The organism is Streptomyces sp. NPDC002795 (genome assembly GCF_042888725.1).
GTDB lineage: Bacteria > Actinomycetota > Actinomycetes > Streptomycetales > Streptomycetaceae > Streptomyces.
The window spans coordinates 1-16,470 of sequence record NZ_JBIAQB010000022.1 but is presented as its reverse complement, the minus strand read 5'-3'; the positions used below and the strand labels follow the sequence as shown (position 1 = coordinate 16,470).

10 protein-coding genes and 1 pseudogene are annotated in these 16,470 nt (G+C 67.9%); 7 read left to right on the top strand and 4 right to left on the bottom strand.

The window, feature by feature from the left end:
* The first annotated feature begins 79 nt into the window (after nucleotides 1-79).
* Nucleotides 80-2,461: a hypothetical protein gene (locus ACFYWS_RS38925; protein ID WP_389284408.1), complete on the top strand. Its 2,382-nt coding sequence runs from the start codon at nucleotides 80-82 to the stop codon at nucleotides 2,459-2,461.
* A gap of 4 nt (nucleotides 2,462-2,465) precedes the next feature.
* On the opposite strand, the gene ACFYWS_RS38920 is transcribed toward ACFYWS_RS38925, so the two are convergent.
* Nucleotides 2,466-2,681 carry a DUF397 domain-containing protein gene (locus ACFYWS_RS38920; protein WP_389284407.1) on the bottom strand — a complete coding sequence of 72 codons (216 nt, stop codon included), beginning with the start codon at nucleotides 2,679-2,681 and terminating at the stop codon, nucleotides 2,466-2,468.
* Entirely contained in the window at nucleotides 2,678-3,547 is an 870-nt protein-coding gene (locus tag ACFYWS_RS38915; RefSeq protein ID WP_389284405.1) for a helix-turn-helix transcriptional regulator, read from the bottom strand. Before ACFYWS_RS38915 ends, ACFYWS_RS38920 begins: the two co-directional genes overlap by 4 nt.
* Before the next feature lie 162 nt (nucleotides 3,548-3,709).
* Here ACFYWS_RS38915 and ACFYWS_RS38910 point away from each other — a divergent pair, with 162 nt between their 5' ends.
* From ACFYWS_RS38910 to drmC, 4 genes are all read left to right on the top strand, one after another.
* Nucleotides 3,710-4,186, top strand: coding sequence for an ATP-binding protein (locus ACFYWS_RS38910; RefSeq protein WP_389284404.1), 477 nt, complete (start codon nucleotides 3,710-3,712; stop codon nucleotides 4,184-4,186).
* A gap of 135 nt (nucleotides 4,187-4,321) precedes the next feature.
* Nucleotides 4,322-8,164, top strand: coding sequence for a DISARM system helicase DrmA (gene drmA, locus ACFYWS_RS38905; protein WP_389284403.1), 3,843 nt, complete (start codon nucleotides 4,322-4,324; stop codon nucleotides 8,162-8,164).
* Entirely contained in the window at nucleotides 8,161-10,059 is a 1,899-nt protein-coding gene (gene drmB, locus ACFYWS_RS38900; protein ID WP_389284402.1) for a DrmB family protein, read from the top strand. The genes drmA and drmB overlap by 4 nt, the downstream gene beginning before the upstream one ends.
* Nucleotides 10,056-10,838 (top strand): DISARM system phospholipase D-like protein DrmC, encoded by a 783-nt coding sequence (gene drmC / locus ACFYWS_RS38895; RefSeq protein WP_389284401.1) that lies wholly within the window; start codon nucleotides 10,056-10,058, stop codon nucleotides 10,836-10,838. Before drmB ends, drmC begins: the two co-directional genes overlap by 4 nt.
* Nucleotides 10,839-10,906: 68 nt before the next feature.
* Here the strand turns inward: drmC and ACFYWS_RS38890 are convergent, their stop codons facing one another.
* A complete protein-coding gene (locus ACFYWS_RS38890) occupies nucleotides 10,907-13,468 on the bottom strand; it encodes a DUF262 domain-containing protein (RefSeq protein ID WP_389284399.1) in 2,562 nt (853 codons plus the stop codon).
* A gap of 99 nt (nucleotides 13,469-13,567) precedes the next feature.
* On the opposite strand from ACFYWS_RS38890, the gene ACFYWS_RS38885 reads away from it, so the two are divergent.
* Nucleotides 13,568-15,748 (top strand): UvrD-helicase domain-containing protein, encoded by a 2,181-nt coding sequence (locus ACFYWS_RS38885; protein WP_389284397.1) that lies wholly within the window; start codon nucleotides 13,568-13,570, stop codon nucleotides 15,746-15,748.
* A 56-nt stretch (nucleotides 15,749-15,804) separates the two neighbouring features.
* Here ACFYWS_RS38885 and ACFYWS_RS38880 read toward each other — a convergent pair.
* Nucleotides 15,805-15,981 (bottom strand): annotated as a pseudogene (locus ACFYWS_RS38880) (IS5/IS1182 family transposase); the annotation flags it as partial.
* A 185-nt stretch (nucleotides 15,982-16,166) separates the two neighbouring features.
* Between ACFYWS_RS38880 and ACFYWS_RS38875 the strand changes: the two are divergent.
* Nucleotides 16,167-16,331, top strand: a complete 165-nt coding sequence (locus ACFYWS_RS38875; protein ID WP_389284395.1) for a hypothetical protein — start codon at nucleotides 16,167-16,169, stop codon at nucleotides 16,329-16,331.
* Nucleotides 16,332-16,470 lie beyond the last annotated feature (139 nt).

Genomic DNA, 16,470 nt, shown 5'->3' with positions numbered 1-16,470 from the left:
GAGCGGCGGCACCCGCCCGCCGGCCCAGGAACACGCACACCCACAGGCCATCACACCCGCCCAACAACAAGGCAGACGCATGTCGACGACGCACATCCTCGACCACCGCCGCGTACAGACCGCCGTCATCGGCGACAAGAACTCCGACCACCCGGTCATCCTCCCGATGGACGCCCACGAGCTGGACCTCTGGCGCAGGGCCCACCCGAATTACAGCTACTGGTGCGGCAACCAACTCGGCGGATGTGGCGGCGAGTTAAGTGACCGCCGCTACACCAAGAAGGTCTGCCACTTCGCCCACCACGCCAGCACCCTCGTCTGCCACCGCACCGCCAACGACGAGTCCAGCGCCGACCACCTCTTCATCAAGCGCGGCGTGCAGCGTCTCCTCGACAAGCAGCAGGTGCGCGGCAAGGTGCAGACGCAGGACCTCGGCACCGGCCCCGGTGACGCCGTCGACGTATACCTGCCGCACACCAGCCGACTGATCCGCTTCCAGCTCGGCCGCTGCGACTACCCCGCCTGGCGCCGCGAAGCCGACACACTGCGCCCCAAGGCCAGCGGCGGCATCGACTGGGTCTTCGGCACCGACGGGCCCGCTACCCGCGAACTCCGCGACCGCGACGGCTACTCCTTGCGCGTCCGTCTTGAGACCGTCGGCGGCGAGCGGTACGTCCACATCGGCACGGAGGCACGCGACCGGAGCATCTCGTGGACGCCGCTCGGCGACTGCGCCCTGACGCCGACCGGCCTGACCACCCCGCACGTCGAGACGATCCGCCTATCCCGCCCCCGCCCCAAGCTCCCTGCGTTCCCCCTGGCGGGCGGCCTGGTCTTCAAACCCGTGCCTGAGGCCAAAGCTCCCTCGGCCTCCCCCTTCACCATCAACAGTCGCCGTCTCCTCATCGCCGACGTCAAACCGGTCGACGGCCCCATCGTCCGCGCCCTGCTCTCGCTCCCCGGCGACACCGACGCGCCACCATCCGACCACGTGTACCGCGTGCCCGACTCCGCCCGCATACTGGTCCTGGAGGACAGCCAGGGCTGGGCAGTTGAAGCCAATCGCTACGTACGGCTCAATGCCCACGAGGCGCAACGCACCGGGCTGTGGACTCCTCCCCCGGGATCACAGACCGACCCAACGCCGCCGACACCTGCCCCCACACGCAGGGCCGAGAAACACTCCCCGTCCACCGCCACCGCACCACAGCCCAACCGTCCGGTGAACAAGGCCACGGCCAAGTCCCAGCCCCACACTCACACCGACCTGGTGACCGAAGTCCGCGACGCCCTCGCGGACTTCGCCCGGCACCACTCCACCACGACATGGAACGTACTCGCCCGCCGGCTCGGACCGGATCTCGCAGCACTCTCCGACACCGCCCGCCGCGATCTCCTCGTGGAGGTGGACACCCCGCCGTCCGAGTACCTGCCAGTGCGCTCGGCTCTCATCCTGCACGGCGCCGGTCCCCTGCCCTACCTCGGCGAGATCCTCGACCGACTCAGAGTGCCGCACCCCAACAGCCCGACCCGCTTGCGGCAATGGGCCGTCGTCGAGAGGGAGCGCGCCTACGCCGCGTACGCGCAGCCGTCACGCGCCATGCCCCCTCGGCCGACACTCTCGCCCACCCAACCCGTCCAACCCAAACAGCTGGCACAGGCACTGAACGGCCGGATGGCACCGCCGAATTCCGCGTTGGCGCGCCGGGCTCCCGTCGTGACCGTAAAGCGCCAGGATGAGCGCATCAGCAACCTGATCGCCGAACTACGCGACTTCGGGCTCATCCCGGACAAGGCGATCCGCAGGCAAGTCAACCGAGCGGTGTTGGGCGCAGAGGTATGGCTCGGTGACAAGCCTGCCGGTTACGGAGCCAAAAGGGTCAGGGCCGCCGGGCAGAGCCGCGAGCATCACATCCGCACCTTGGAGCGCGCGCTGACCGCCGTTCGCACGAGGAACAGCACTCATCCCGACCCCGGCACGAGGAAGCCCCTCTCTGTTCTCCAAGCGGAATTTCTGGCGCGGCACGAGGCACAGCAGAAGGCGGCGAGAGCGAAGCCCAAGGCCTCGGTCCCGGCCCAGTTCTCGTCCGCCCCGGAGACGTCGACCCATCGTCCGGTCGAGCAGCTCACCCGCGAACTGATCCACGTCGCGGCCCAGGGGCGGACCGTCTCCATGACAGATCTGGAGAACGCCGGGACCACACCCACTGTCCTGGAACTGCGACTGACGTTGATCGACCGTAAGCTCACCGCCGATACGCCGATGCTGTCCGCGCTGGTCACGACCCCGGATGGCGACCCAGTCCCGTTCTTCCGGAAGCTCCTCAACCAGGTCGGCCTCGCGGTGCCGCAAACCGACCAGGCCCTCGCCGCCATCTGGCGCCGTGAGCAGGAACGCGCCCACGCGGCCTACGGCAACCCGCCGCGTCCTCTGCCGCCGCGCCTCGTCCCTCCAGCCTGAGCCGTCAGGGGAGCCGACGCGCCACGGCGTAGGCGAGGAAGGCTCCCCACGGCTCGGAGGTGACCGCCAGCTCGGGGCCCCGCTTGTTCTTCGAGTCCCGGACGTGGATCCCACTCTGGGCGGTGGCTACCTCCACGCAGTCACCACCACCCGTGCCGCTGTAGCTGCTCTTACGCCACTGCAACTGTCCGTTGTCGTCCGTGGCTTGCTCCGTGTTCATGCTGCTCCTGCGAGACGCTCGATGAGGCGCGCAGACTCTTCCACGTTCAGGGCCTGCGACCGCAGCTCGCCATACCTCAGGCCAAAGGCGCTGACCTTTGCAGGGTCGCTGATCACCATGCCCACTTGCTGTGCCTCAAGGTAACCGAAGTGCCGGTGCTCAAGCGTCTCCAGGAGGACGAAGGCGCCATTGAGTCCCGTGTGAACACCGCTCTCGATCGGCATCACCTGGAGTTCGACATTCGCCGAGGAACCGACCCTGAGCAGATGTTGAAGCTGACTACTCATCAACTCGGCGTCGCGGACGGTATTGACGAGTGCCGATTCACCAACGATGAACGAGAACTCCACCGGCGGCGTCTGAAGGAGCAGCTTCTGCCTGTTCAGACGACCCTCCACACGGTGCTCGACCGTCTCCTCGTCGAGCACCGGGCAGTGGGCAGTGGGCAGTGGGCAGTGGGCCAATAGCAGCGCCCGCGCAAACTCCCCCGTCTGCAACAACCCCGGCACCAACAACGGGTCATACGCGAACCGACTGACCGCCTCCGTCTCGATCAACGCGAAGTCCTGGAAGAACTTGGGCAACTTGGCCCGCTCCACGTCATCCTGCAACTCCGCGAGCACCCCGCCCGCCTCAAGCACCCGCTCCGCCGCCTCGGTGAAGGCCACCTTCGCCGGGCGTCTGCCCTGCTCGATGGAGGCGACCTGCTCGTACGAGTAGCCCGTCGCATCCGCGAGTTCCTGCTGGGTCTTCGACCGCTTCTTGCGGAACAGCTTGCCGTACGCGACCCAAATGGCCGGGTAATCGTCCTCGCCCGCCTGCCTCTTCGGCCGGCAGCCTGCCTGCGCATCCTCGGTCGAGCCCATGTGCCGCACCCCAATGTGCCGACGTACAGTCCCAGTTGAACGCGCCCCGGCCACTTCCGTCACGGGCGGCGCCCCGTACAAACCCGCACCCGCCCCGTACAAGACACCCAGGTACGCCCATCCGACCTGGTCAGCGTACCCGCGTGACGGGATGGTTACCGTATGAAGTCAGAAACCGCCACCCCCGCCCAACTACCCTCCCCACCCCCAGAGTTCCGCGTCCGACTGAGCTCCACCCGGCGAGGAGTCCGCCTCGCCCGCCTCCTCGTCGAGCGGCACCTCGAAGAGCAGGGCATCTCCCCCGGGGACCCGACCGCCGTCGCGCTCGTCGCCATCACCGCGGAACTCGCCGCGAACGCCATCACGCACGGGCGTACTCCAGGAAGAGATTTCGAGGTCCGGCTCCACCTCACCCCCACCCTCGCCCGCGTCGAAGTGCGCGACACTCGCCCCGACAAGCCCCTGCCACCACCCTCGCCGACCGCACCTCCCGCACCGGAAGACCACCTCACCTCAACAGACGGACGCGGCCTGCTCCTTGTCGACCACTTCGCCGACCGCTGGGGCTGCGAGCCGCATGATGCTTACACCAAAACCACCTGGGTCGAGGTGGCCCGCCAGCCCACAACTCTCTTGTGAACATAGTCAACGCATGACATACTCTCGATCGAGCAGCGTCGCACACCGTGACCCGGCGCGGTAGCTCGGTAACCTCGCTCCTGGTGGCTCCCACCGCACCCGCAAGACTCCCGCTCGCAAGGAAGGGCTTCACCAATGCCGTCCCAGCCCGCAGCCGCTCCCGGCGTGCCGCACCCGCTCGACGAGGTGCCGCAGACCTTCCTGCCCGGCGACTCGTACGACGTACGGGACGGCCTGGTGAAGTACATCCGCCGGGACCTGCTCGGCCCCTGGGACGGGGAGACGGAGGCACTGCCGCACCAGTCGGCCGGGCCGCGCGACCGCTACCTCGTGGGTCTGCTCGGACCGCGCCCCGACAGCGGTGAGAAGACGAGTCAGATCGCCCGCACCGCCGCGCAGGTCGCCGACGTCGAGCCGGGAAGCGACGACGGCCAGGAAGAGGGCGGGCCCGCCGAGCGGCTCACTCCGCAGGCCGCCGGGCGGATCTGGGCGTCCTCGATGGGTCTTTCGTTCGTGGTTCCCGCGTCGATCGGCGTGCTCAGCGTCGTCGCGTCCTGGGGGCGGTACTCGCTCAGCCACGGGCTCACCGATGACGGGCGCACGATGCAGGTCTGGGGGCGCGAGCCCGTAAAGCATCCGTGCGACATCGATGTGACCCGGACCGGCGATCAGAGCCGCGTACTGGAAGGCGATGAGGCGTCGGGCATCTGCCTCGATGTGCAGGTGCGGGAGCGCGCCACCGGGCCCGAGGGTGAGGACCTCCGGGTCGTGGAAGTAGCGCTCGTCAACCGGCTGCGGGAGGACGGAGCCGACCGGCGGGACGCGCAGTGGCTGTTCCAGACCCGCCTCACCGTGACCGCGTTCCCCGATGAGCAGGCTGCCGTCTTCCTGCCCATCGACGATCCGCTGGAACCGGCATCCGGGGGCGGCTCCGAGGACGTGGAGGAGCGGCGGCTCCGGCTGCTCTACCGGGACAGCCTGCGGCATGCCGTCGGGCGCAACGTGGCGGTCCGGGTGGATGTGCGGAAGGGCGAGCGGCGGGCTTACCGGCTCCGCACGGACTGGCTGCCCAAGTACGACGTGGCCGCCACCTCGGCGCCCAACGCCGAGGAACAGCCGTTGCTCACCGGACTCGAACTCGGCATGGACGAGTTGGCGGCCCTGGCCGTACCCGCGCGCCGCAAGGAGCTGATCACCGCTCTCGCCCCGCTCGCCGAGGGCTACAGCACCTGGCTGCGGGAGCAGCGCGACAAGGCACAGGGGCTGCCCGAGGACCTGCGGATCTCCGCCGAGACCGCCATCGACCAGGCCGAAGATGTCTGCCATCGCATCACCTTCGGTATCGATGCGCTCGACGCTGACCCCGTCGCGCTCGAAGCGTTCCGGTTCGCCAACCAGGCGATGGCGCTGCAGCGGCGCAACACCGCGATCGCCGGGCTGCGGTCCGGTCAGGAGGGCGTCTCCTACGAGGAGGCGTACGAGCGCGTACACAAGAAGGGGAAGGAGGGGGCCAGTTGGTATCCCTTCCAGCTTGCCTTCGTGCTCCTCAACCTCGCCTCGCTCACCCACCCCGGCCACCCGCACCGCGGCACCGGACGCGAAGCCCTCGTGGATCTGCTGTTCTTCCCGACCGGTGGCGGTAAGACCGAGGCCTACCTCGGCCTTACCGCGTACACCTTCGCCCTGCGGCGCCTGCAGGGCGTGTGGGGCAGCGGGGCCGAGGCGCGTGACGGCAGTGCGGGTGTCGGCGTACTCATGCGGTACACGCTGCGGCTGCTGACGGCCCAGCAGTTCCAGCGGGCCGCTGCGCTGGTGAGTGCTTGTGAGGTGTTGCGGCGTGCGGAGTTCGCGCAGGACAAGCGGTGGGGCGAGACGCCGTTCCGTATCGGTCTCTGGGTGGGTAACTCGGTGTCGCCCAACTGGTTCTCGGACGCGCAGGAGCAGATCGCAGGCGCCAAGGAGAGCTCAAGTGACAAGCACGCGCGGGTGATTCAGGTACTGAGCTGCCCGTGGTGCGGTGAGGGCCTGACCGCTCACTCAAACATGGACTACAACGAGGACCGGCGCCGCGTCCTGCTGTACTGCCCGCGCGGCGAGGGCGAGAACCGCTGCCCCTTCTCACGGCTCGGCTCACGTGACGCCGAAGGGTTCAGCGAGGGCATTCCCGTGATCACCGTGGACGAGGAGATCTACCGCCTCGCCCCCGCGATGGTGATCGCCACCGTGGACAAGCTGGCCCAGCTCCCGTGGAACGGATACGCGGGACTGCTCTTCGGGCGGGTCACGGACTGGTGCCCGCGGCACGGCTATCGTCATGCCGACCTGGACGAGCGCACCGGCTGCCGCAGCCGGCACACCAAGAAGGGCAAGCTCCCGGCGGTGACCGCGCGGCCCGTCACGCGGCTGCGGCCCCCGGACCTGATCATTCAGGATGAGCTGCACCTGATCTCCGGCGCTCTGGGCACCACGGTCGGGCTATTCGAAGCCGCCGTGGATCAGCTGTGCAGCTGGGCTTACACGGACGGGGACGGCAGCCGCCACGAGGTGGGGCCGAAGATCGTCGCCTCCACGGCGACCACGAAGCGCGCCGCCGAGCAGGTGCGCGGGGTCTTCGCCCGGAACGTCGCGGTGTTCCCACCGCAGGTACTGGACGTCGGTGACACCTTCTTCTCCCAGCAGGTCGAGCTGAGCCGTGCCCAGCCCGGCCGCCGCTACCTCGGCGTGTGCGCCCACGGCATGCGGCTCAAGGCGGCCGAGATCCGGGTCTCGGAGATTCTGTTGCTCGGTGCGCAGCAGCTCTTCGACGACCACGGACTTCCGGCCGATCCGTACATGACGCTGGTCGGGTACTTCAACGCCACCCGTGAACTCGCCGGTATGCGCCGCTACATGGACGACGACATCGCCACGCGGGTGCGCATCAACGGCCACCGCAAGGGGCACGAGACGATCTCCGATCGCATCGTGACCAAGTCGGGGATGCTCACTGTCCAGGAACTGACCTCGCGCATCTCGTCCTCGGACATCGGCGCCACGCTGAAGCGCCTGGAGACTTCCTTCGACCCCGAGAGGGACACCTCGGAGCGGCGCAGGGCGCTGTTCGCGGAGTACGCGGCGGCGCGTCGCGACAAGCGTGAGCCGCGGGTGCGGCTGACGCGCACGGAGAAGCAGGCCGTGGATGTCGTTCTCGCCACCTCCATGCTCCAAGTCGGTGTGGACGTATCCCGGTTCGGTCTGATGCTCGTCGTCGGGCAGCCCAAGAACACCGCCGAATACATTCAGGCGTCGTCGCGTGTCGGCCGTGATGCCAAGCGGCCCGGCCTGGTCGTCACCCTCTACAACTGGTCCCGCCCCCGCGACCTGGCGCACTTCGAGGACTTCGAGCACTACCACGCCACGTTCTACCGCCAGGTCGAATCCCTGTCCGTGACCCCGTTCACCCGCCGTGCGCTCGACCGGGGCACCGCTCCGACGTACATCGCGGCGCTTCGCCAGGCCACGTACGAATACTCACGCAATACCGACGCCCACGATGTGGACCTGCACGGGCCCATCGCCGCGAGCGTCGAGCAGCGGCTCCTGGAGCGGGCGGACCGGGTCGGCGGTGAGCGCGCCCAGCGGTATCTGACCGAGCGCATCACTGCGCTCAAGGATTCTTGGGCCGAGCGGCGTGAAGGCGGTGGCGTGCTCGCCTACCGCAAGGAGAAGAAGAAGGACACCCTGATCACTGCCCTGCTGCGCCGGGCCGACGGCTCGCACTGGGACGAACGCACCGTCCCCATGTCGATGCGCGAGACCGAGAACGAACTCAACCTCCTGCTGCCCGGCGGAGGGAACTTCGTGGACCAGTCCACGAACGGCGGGCCCGGCTGGCGCTTCACGCCCGTCGGCGACGAAGACACCGACGGCATGGACACACCGGTCGACTCCGACGAGTACGGGGATGCCGCAACCGGCACGGCCGGAAAGGGACGATGATGAGCAACTACTACCGGCGGGTGGGCGCGGCACGACCCAGCCACCTGATGTACACGGCGGGCATCGGCTCCCTGATCGACCTGCCCAATTTCTCCGTACTGGTCAAGGGACTTGAGTCCTGGAGCCACGCAGGTCTTACCGACTATGTCATCGACGAGCCCCGGCTGCGTACGGCCGTCAACCGCTCCCTGCAGCTCTTCGGTGACGCACAGATCAACGAACTGCGGTCCGCTCCCTGGATGGAGGGCGCGGACAACTCCCCCAAGGACTTGGCTGCGCAGGGCGTGGGCGTGCCCGTGACACCCTTTCCGCAGTGGCTGCGGTGCACGGCGTGCAATCTGCTCGCTCCCGTCGACGCCTCGGCTTTCGCCCTCGTCAACAACAACCCGCGTACCCCGCACGAGGCCAAGTTCGTCCACGACTGCAAGCCAGGCAAGCCGTTGGCCGTCGCGGCCCGCTTCACCCTCGTCTGCACCGACGGACACCTCGATGAATTCCCGTACACGCCGTTCGTCCACCACGGCAGCGAATGTACGAAGATGCCAAGGCCGCTGCTGCGCATGAAGGATCACGGCGGCAACCAGGCGGCCAATGTGACGCTGGAATGCGTCGCTTGCGGAGAGAAGCGCAACATCCGCGATGCGATGGGAGACAAGGGGCGGCGCAATCTGCCCGCGTGCCGCGGACGCCATCCGCACCTCGGCTCGTACGAGGCGGAGGGCTGCGATCGTGAAGCGACCCTGATGGTCGCCGGCGCGTCGAACCAGTGGTTCCCCATGACGCTGAGCGCGCTCGCACTCCCGGCGGGCCGCAACGCCAACCTCGCCGAACTCGTCGAGGAACGCTGGGTCGAGCTGCAGAACGTCACATCACGCGTGGTCTTCGACGCGTTCGCGGGCACGCCTGCGTACGCCTACCTCAAGGAGTACGACGCCGAAGCGCTCATCGCTGCGGTCGCCACCCACAAGAGCCGTCTTGAGGGCAACACCCCCGAGGCCTCGGAGGCGGCCCCGGCCGATCTCCTCAGCCCGGAATGGACCGTGCTGTCCTCGTCACCCATGCCTGACCCCACGGACGACTTCACGCTGGAAGACGTCCCGGTTCCCGACGCCCTCACCGGTCTCTTCGCCGACGTACGTCAGGTGCAGCGGCTCCGTGAGGCCCGCGCGCTGATCGGATTCACCCGGCTCGACGCGCCGGACCCGGAGGCGCCGGAGATCGCCACTCCGGTCCGCCTCTCCCGTACCTCTCAGAACTGGGTGCCTGCCAGCGAGGTCCGGGGCGAAGGGATCTTCCTGCGGGTGCGGGACGACCTCATGGCGGGGTGGGAGGAGCGCATGCAGAAGTCGTCCGCGATGCAGGCGCACCGCGATGCCTTCGCACGCTTCCGCACCAACCGGAAATCGGACCGGCTCACCGGGCCCTTCGACCCGATGCGGGGCTGGCCCGGGGAGCGGTACATCGCCCTGCACTCGCTCTCCCACCTCCTGATCCGCACCATCTCCCTTGAGTGCGGCTACAGTTCGGCGAGCCTCGGCGAGCGCATCTACGCGGGCGACGAGGAGAACCCCACCACCGGCATCCTGATCTACACGGCCGTACCCGATTCGGAGGGCACGCTCGGCGGCCTCGTCTCGCTCGCCGAGGACCCGCACTTCGAACGCATCGTGCGCAGGGCGCTGCGGGACGCGGCACGCTGCTCCTCCGACCCGCTGTGTGCCGAGCGGCTGCCGCGCGATCCGGCGGACTATCTGCACGGCGCTGCTTGCCATGTCTGCCTCTTCGTCTCCGAGACGACGTGCGAGCGCGGCAACCGCTTCCTCGACCGCCGCTTCCTCGTGCCGCTGGGCGACGAGACGGACCAGGTCCTGACGCCGGTTGGTCTGCAGCCGTGAGCCGTGCGGAGTTCGAGGCCGCGGCGGAGGCCGTCGTCGCGGCCCTCGGGGCTTCGCGTACGAAGGACTTGGTGGGGGTGCTCGCCCGGGGGCGGAGCGTGGAGCATGCGCTCCTTGCCGTGCAGGACCCGGGTGCGAGCGAGGCGATCCGCGCGCTGTACGAGGCGTTACGTCGGCACGGCATCGCGCACACCGAAGCTGCCGCGTACTTGCGGGGGTTCATCGCCGGACAGCACCGGCAGCGGGACGAGATCGAGGTCAGTACGGTCTGGAGCGGGCCCGGCACGCCTCAGGTACCCGTGCGCGCCACCGCCAGAGTGCTCGCCGAAGTCGTCGGCCGGGCGGAGCGGGAGCTGCTGGCCATGACGTACGCCGCACGCCCGTATGAACCGCTGTCCTCGGCCCTGCGAGCGGCGGTCGCGCGGGGCGTCGACGTCCATGTCGTGGTCGAGACCAAGGCCGGAGCCGGCGGACTCCTCAGCGGGCCCGAGCCCGCGGACGCCTTCAGGGACATTGCAGGCGTGCGGCTATGGCACTGGGCACCCGAGGCTCGCGAGGCGCCCGGGGCCCGCAAGCACCAACGTGGGCGGCAGCACGCCAAGTTGGCGGTCGCGGACCGGCGTGTGCTGTTCCTTGGCAGTGCGAACCTCACGGAGCCGGGCGTTCGCAGGAACCTGGAAGCCGGAGTGCTGGTCACGGGCGGCTCCGCTCCGCAGCGAGCGGCCGAGCACATCAGGGAACTCCAGCGGCGGGGTGTGCTGCGGCCGCTCACGGCCTGAGGCGCCGGCGCTTCCGTCCGGCGCCCGACCTCAGGCGGCCACGCCGCTCAGCGCGTGCCGACCGCGTCCTACATCGGTCGGCGGGCTTCCGCCAGCGCGACGACGTGAACGAACCACTCCAGGACCGCGCACAGTTCCTCGCTGTGGCCGGCGAACACCTCCAGGGGAAACGAAGGGCGCAAGTCCAGCTTCGCCTCCGCCAGTTCGATGCCGTCGATGCCATTCAACCGGGACATCAGCTCGCGACGCAGCGGCTCGTCGTCGAACGGCCGCCGCCGCTTCAGATGCTGGAAGACGACTTCGACCGTGCCCGTCACCGGGTAGATGGCGATCGGCCACAGGGTGTGCGAATCGAGAGAGGTTCCGGCCTCCAGGTTCGGGGAGCAACTCGTCTCGCTCGCCTTGCCATAGGCGCGGTAGCCGCCCTGTCGCTCCCAGAAGCGCAGCGCGCTCAGCACACCGTCCGCCGCTTCCGGCGTTTGGTTCTCGCGCAGGAGCACTTCGAACCTGGCCGCAACGGCCTGCTGCTCGTCGTCCGCTGCACGGGCCGGTGCGGCATCCTCCGCGACTTCCTTACCCAGGAGGGTCCCGAGATCCCCAGTGGTCAGCCGATGCGAGCGGCGGGCCCGGCCCGCTCCGTCGAAGGGAACTCCCTCAGCTTCCAGGAGGTCTTTCGGGTCGCCGGAATGCTGGTCGTCGGTCCAGCGGAAACCCGCCGAGATCCGGCCGTCGGCCGTCAGGACCCGGTAGGCGCCGTGCAGTCCCGGCTTGGATCCCACATGATTGCCCACCGCGACGGCATGCGTGCCGACGAGCGCCGCGAGGTCGCCGTACGTGGTCCAGGTCCCTGCGGGCATCGCGAGGAGCGCCTCGCGCAGCTCCTTCCAGCCCGCCCACTCGTCGTCCGCATGGACCACGCCCTCAATGGGGCCCGGCCACAACTGCACGGCGCGTTCGGCCAGTTCATCGGCTCGGGAGTGAATTTCAGCCCGTCCCCAGCGCTCCTTGGCCGCGATGTACTGGTTCATCCTCAGGGCGCTGGAATCGAGGATCTCCTGCTTGCGGCGGAAGGGGTGATTCGAAAGCCGTGCGTTGTCGCCGGAGAGCGTGAGATTGCCCAGCGTGTGGACGATCAACGCATGCAGCTCGTCCGGGCTCTCGTCGTCCTCGGTCTCCTCGGCCAGCAGGTCGAACCACTGCTGCGCGGGGCGCTGCGGGAGCACATGCTCCACAGTGAGTCTCGCCTTGGCGTAGTCGACCGGCTCGCTCGCGCTGTAACTCTCCTCCAGCCTCCGCAGCACTTGGAAGCGCTGGTTGCTCCGGCCCGCCTTGTAGAAGGGCCGGGTTCGGATCGCCTCACGGACCGCGTCATCGCTGGGCCAGGACCGCGCCCCGGTCCTGTTCCTCGACAGGAACCGGCGTACGGCTTGTGCGGGCGAGCCGTCCTTGTCCAGCTCCTTGGGGAGCTCCATGAACACGCGGTTGCTGCCCGTGGTGGACAGGCCGGCGAACAGCCGCCGCACCATGTAACTCTCGGCGTACGACAGCGCCTCGGTCACTTCGGCGGCGGTGGAACGGCCGCTGTCCACCAGGTCGAGCAGGTGCAGTGCCAACGGGTAGTGGGTCTGGCCGCCCCAACGGGAGAGCCGATCCAGCACTTCTCGCAGCTCAGGATCCGTCTCCCGCGCGGGCTCCAGGATGCGCATGAGACGGTCGGCCCGCTCGGCGAGTGCGGCGATCTCGGCCTGGAGTGCCCCTTCGTCTCCGCTCAGCGGCTCGAGGCGCTTCTTCTGATCGCGGTAGATCTCGCTCTGCTTGGCCCGGCTGTTGCCGGCGACGACGAGATCGAGCCAGACCAGCAGTTCGAGACGGTCCGGGCCGAGCAGTTCCTGCATCGGCAGCCAGAGGTTGCGGTAGACCGACTCACCTCGCGTCGGCAAGTACATGAAGAGGTAGTTGCGCAACAAGTCGCTCTGGCTCAGGCCGACACCGGTGTTGTTGATGGACTCGAAGATCCGGTAGACGTTGTCACCCTCGGCCGCGGTGATCGCGACGATGGACAGGAGGTTACTCAGGACGGCCTCCACCGCGTCGGCCCACGCCTCGCCGCCGGCCGCCTCCCCCTCGGTCAGTGCTCCGAGGAAGAACCGATAGGCCGCGCCGACATTTCCCGAACCACCCGCCTTGGGCAGGGACTCGACGCACGCGGTGAAGGCCTCGCGGTCGGCCTGGGTCGGCAACAGCCGATAGTGGTCGTCACCGTCCTGGTAACCATTGACCAGGAGGAGATCGTGGATGCGGTCGGCCTTCTTCGCTGCGCCGCGCTCCCGGTGGCGGTCCCGCAGCGCGGTGAAGACGAGCATGAGCGTGGTGAGCCGCTGTTGGCCGTCGACAACAAGCCAGCGCTGCATCCCTCCCGCGGCGACCCGTTCCGGGGCCAGTACCACAGAGCCCAGGAAGTGGGCGGCGGGAGGTCGGCCCTCCAGCTGGTCCTCGACCAGTTCCTGGACGTCGTCCCACAGCTGCTGCAGTTCTTCCCGCTGCCAGCTGTAGGTGCGTTGATAGAGAGGCACTTGGAACTGCATCTCACCCTGGACCAACTTGCTGAACGTGATCTCCCGAGCCTGCACGTGCGTCCTCTCCGCCAAGTTGTCCGGGCCGGCGCAACATTCTCTCCCATCCGGGTACGGTGATCAGACATATCGACGGACTGCACGACGGGAGCCCTGATGGCGACGCTGGGAATCCACAAGGACTTCCTGATGGAGTTCGCCAAGTTGGAGAAACCCGTCCAGAAACGCGTCCATGAGGTGTTCGACAAGTTCCGGGAACACCGGCATGCCGGGCTTCATCTCGAAAAGCTCGAGAAGGCCCGGGACCCGCGTATCCGCACCATCCGTATCAATCAGTTCATGCGGGGAGTTGTGCTGGCCCCCGGATCAGGAGACAGCTTCCTGCTTCTCAAGGTCATGCCTCACGACGATGCCATCGCGTGGGCCATCAAGCACCGGGCAACCGTCAACTCGGCCACACAGGGCATCGAGCTGCGCAATGACGTCGCTCTTGAGCGAGCGACCGCTGGCGTTCGGGCCATCGCCTCCGCTGACGCCGAGCGGCTCTTCGCGCACGTCTCCGACAAGGACCTGACCCGGCTCGGCATCGATACCGAACTGCTGCCTCTGGTACGTCATCTCAGCGACGAGTCACACCTCGACGCACTGCACAAGATTCTCCCGGAGCAGCAGTACGACGTCCTGGCTGGTCTCGCTGCCGGCATGGAGCCGGAAGATGTTTGGCGCGAGGTTGTCGTCGTACAGCTGGCACAGGCTTCCTCCAGCGTCTCCCAGCAGGTCACCGTCGTATCGGACGATGACCGGTCCGCGTCGCCCGCCGAGCGTGACGAGCTCTCTGTCGCCATGGCACATTCCCAGGGGAGAATCGCCCTGGTCTCAGGATCCGACGAGCTGATGGAGATGCTTGCGCGGCCCTTCGACACCTGGCGGACCTTCCTTCACCCGAGCCAGCGGAAGATCGCCTACCGGCCGTCGTACAGCGGCCCGGCGCGGGTGGCCGGCGGCCCGGGGACGGGCAAGACCGTGGTGGCCCTGCACCGCGCTCTCCACCTGGCCCGGCATCTGCCGGCCGACGCTCCCGACGGGTCGATCCTGCTCACCACGTACACCCGAGACCTCGCCGGCGACCTCGGACGCAGCCTCGAACTCCTCATCCCAGATGCGAAGTTGCGGGCAAAGATTCAAGTCATCAACGTGGACGCGCTCGCCAACCAGTTCGTCCGAGAGAACCGCAGCACCCCGCTGGCCATGATCACCGGGCAGAAGGAAATCACCGCGCGCTGGGCGCGTATCGCCCGGAAGCTCGGCATCGACTTCACGGATGTCTTCCTCGACCAAGAGTGGCGACACGTCATCCTCGCCCAGGATCTGCGCTCCCCCGAGGCGTATCTCAAGGCATCCCGCAGCGGGCGCGGAACAGCCCTCGGCCCGTTGAAGCGCGCCCAGGTGTGGCGGGCGGTCGAAGCCTTCACCAAGGAACTCCGCCAGGCCGACGAGTGGACCTTCCTCCAGGTGTGCGCGGAGGCCGCGCGTCTCCTCGACCAGCGAAGCGACGCGCCTCCGTACCGCCATGTGGTGATCGACGAGGCACAGGATTTGCACCCGGCGCAGTGGCGGCTGTTGAGAGCGCTGGTCGCACCAGGGCCTGACGACTTGTTCATCGCGGGCGACACCCGTCAGCGGATCTACGGCAACAGGGTGTCGCTGCGCAGCCTCGGCATCTCGGTGGCGGGCCGCTCGACTCGCCTGCGCATCAACTACCGGACCACCCAGGAGATCCTCGCCTGGTCCACTGGCCTGCTCACGGACGAGCGGGTGGACGACATGGAGGGCGGGGACGACGTCCTCACCGGTTATCGATCCACCTTCCACGGCGCACGACCACAGACAAGCGGGGCCGCAGACAAACCCGAGGAGATCGCGGGTGTCGTGACCCAGGTCAGCGAATGGATCAAATCCGATGTCGCCCCGCGCGAAATCGGGATCGCCGTGCGCTTCATCCAACTGGGTAAAGACATCGCACAGGCGCTGGAGGCGGCCGGGCTGCCGACGACGGTTCTGGGCACCTCATCAGGAGCACGGGACGGAGTCCGCATCGGAACAATGCACCGGATGAAGGGACTGGAGTTCCGTTGCATGGCCGTCGCCGGTGTGAGCGATGGCGTCGTCCCCATGCGCAGCGCGGTCACGGCCAAAGAAGTCGATCTTCAGCAGCACGGCGAAGATCTGCTGAGTGAACTGAGCCTCCTCTTCGTTGCTTGCACCCGGGCACGCGAAGCCCTGCGAGTCTCGTGGCACGGCAGCCGGAGCCAGTTCCTTACCTCGATCGCACCCTAAAAGGTTGTCCCGTATGGGGTGGGAGTTACCCCGTGAGAGCTAGTTGTGAAGGCGGGGTTGGCGTCGATCACGACCTGCAGAGTGGTCGAGTAGCGGTAGTTCTTGCTCGACGCGGAGATGCTGCGGTCCGGGGTGGGCACCAGTGTGCCGTCCACGATGTACACGGTGTCCTTGCGGGGCCGCCGGGCCGGTGAGGTCGCCAATAAGGGTGCGAGGTGGTCCAGGGTCCGGTTCCGGTCCGGCGCCGCACCAGCGCCACCAACTGCTCAAACTGCGACTGACTCAATCCGGAGAACGGCTCGATCTACCGGCCCTGTCCGGATGCTCGCCCGGATGGACGCAAGTCCTTCGCCTGGACCGACTATCGCGACCTCATCCAGGTAGCCCACCTCCAGCTCGGCGGTCCGATGTTGCTCGCGTGACTCTGGTCCGTCCCACGCGCACCACCCTGGCCAACCGCGCGTTCACCGACCCTGAGGACCTCATCGCCGCCGTCCGGCGGGGCTTGCGACAGCTCCAGTGCCGCAGCAAGGTCCTGGACGGCTGCCTCACCGCCGCCGGACTCATCCCCGCTTCACCCTGACGACATCACCTATTCCAGGTCAGTAGTGCATTGCCGTCCCCAACACACTTAGACGTCGTCTCATTTGGTGCATCGGCGGTAGCAGATGAGGGTGCTGGCGATGCCGACGAATGCGAGGAAGTGTTCGGCCTTGCGCTCG

Bases quoted from the DNA above. Each gene is read 5' to 3' on its own strand.
- ACFYWS_RS38925 (WP_389284408.1), top strand. From the start codon at position 80: ATGTCGACGACGCACATCCTCGACCACCGCCGCGTACAGACCGCCGTC.
- ACFYWS_RS38920 (WP_389284407.1), bottom strand. From the start codon at position 2,681: ATGAACACGGAGCAAGCCACGGACGACAACGGACAGTTGCAGTGGCGT.
- ACFYWS_RS38915 (WP_389284405.1), bottom strand. From the start codon at position 3,547: ATGGGCTCGACCGAGGATGCGCAGGCAGGCTGCCGGCCGAAGAGGCAG.
- ACFYWS_RS38910 (WP_389284404.1), top strand. From the start codon at position 3,710: ATGAAGTCAGAAACCGCCACCCCCGCCCAACTACCCTCCCCACCCCCA.
- drmA (WP_389284403.1), top strand. From the start codon at position 4,322: ATGCCGTCCCAGCCCGCAGCCGCTCCCGGCGTGCCGCACCCGCTCGAC.
- drmB (WP_389284402.1), top strand. From the start codon at position 8,161: ATGATGAGCAACTACTACCGGCGGGTGGGCGCGGCACGACCCAGCCAC.
- ACFYWS_RS38885 (WP_389284397.1), top strand. From the start codon at position 13,568: ATGGCGACGCTGGGAATCCACAAGGACTTCCTGATGGAGTTCGCCAAG.